The organism is Ruegeria sp. CK2 (assembly GCF_056536585.1).
The window spans coordinates 1-883 of sequence record NZ_JBQFPW010000068.1 but is presented as its reverse complement, the minus strand read 5'-3'; the positions used below and the strand labels follow the sequence as shown (position 1 = coordinate 883).

Sequence of the window (883 nt, the reverse complement as noted above, 5' to 3'; positions counted from 1 at the left end):
TGCGGACGAACTGTGAATTCGCTGCATCTGCCGCTATGGCGGCTTTCTTTTTGACGTTTGCCAAGCCAAGCTTCAATCGTGCCGTGCGGTAGCTCTAGAAAATGCCAGACCTGACGTGATTAGCATCGACACACTCTATTTGGTGCATTCTTGTTCTTGAACTCATGCTTATGAGGTAGAACCTAGGCGTTTAAGTGAAGGATCTTCTCATGGCATGGGATTACATACCTTTTGAAGACACCGACGCGACAGGTGGCCTCAGAATGACCGTCGTTAGTGGCGTGCCCAGCCCATGGGGCGAAGCGGCGAAAGGGATACTCCACCTAAAGGGACTCGATTGGTCTGCCGTCAGGCTTGATCCAACGAACAAGGATCTCGTGGAGCGGTTCGGTAGCGGGTCTGCCCCGGCTGTTGTTTACGAGGAGGAACCACCCCGATCAGGGTGGAAAGATATCCTGTTACTTGCCGAACGTCTGATACCTATGCCGAGTCTGCTTCCTCCCAACTCGGACGATCGTAATCTGGCATTCAGTCTTGCACATGAACTCTGCGGTGAGGGTGGCCTTGGTTGGTCTCGACGTCTCTGGTTGACCCATCTTGGGCTGAAGGGTGAAGGAGGGTTTTCCGAGCCTGTCGCGCAATACTTGGCTCAGAAGTACGGCTACTCGGAGCAGGCTGGTGCGGCCGCGCGCATTCGAGTTATCGAGATATTGGCCATATTCGCAGAGCGATTGGCATCACAACGGGCGAAGGGGTCGGACTACATTTTTGATTGTGGGGTAACGGCATTGGACATATATGTCGCGACCTTTGCCGGTTTGTTACAACCATTGCCAGATGAGGTATGCGCCATGCGCGCAACCACGCGGGCGGCATTTTCTGA

At 53.9% G+C, this 883-nt stretch carries 1 protein-coding gene; it reads left to right on the top strand.

Going from position 1 to position 883, the window contains the following annotated elements; all coding sequences use genetic code 11:
- Nucleotides 1-209 precede the first annotated feature (209 nt).
- On the top strand, nt 210-883 hold a 674-nt coding region (locus tag ACR0BU_RS24720; protein ID WP_480755790.1), incomplete at its 3' end, for a glutathione S-transferase family protein.